The 238-nt window shown below is 42.0% G+C and carries 1 protein-coding gene; it reads right to left on the reverse strand.

All coding sequences use genetic code 11. The features are described from left to right. The coding region (locus WFN33_RS20335; RefSeq protein ID WP_336954843.1) for a CoA-transferase at positions 1–238 on the reverse strand (238 nt) is incomplete at both ends.

Here is a 238-nt window from a genome sequence, read left to right on the forward strand (position 1 = left end):
TAGCATGGTGACATATTCTTTGCCTGCGTTAATCAGCTCAGGATCTTCTTCACCTTTGGCGGGTGGAGGACCAAAAGCCAATAAACCATTTTCAGAATGCAGGAATACATCTTTGTCTGTTGGCAAGTATTTTGAAATCTTGGTTGGTAAACCAATACCTAAATTGACATATGCACCATCGGGAATATCTTGGGCAACACGTTCAGCAATTTGGTCACGGCTTAGTTTTTGGTAGCTC

Origin of the sequence: Acinetobacter sp. AS167 (genome assembly GCF_037152175.1) — a bacterium.
Classification (GTDB): domain Bacteria; phylum Pseudomonadota; class Gammaproteobacteria; order Pseudomonadales; family Moraxellaceae; genus Acinetobacter.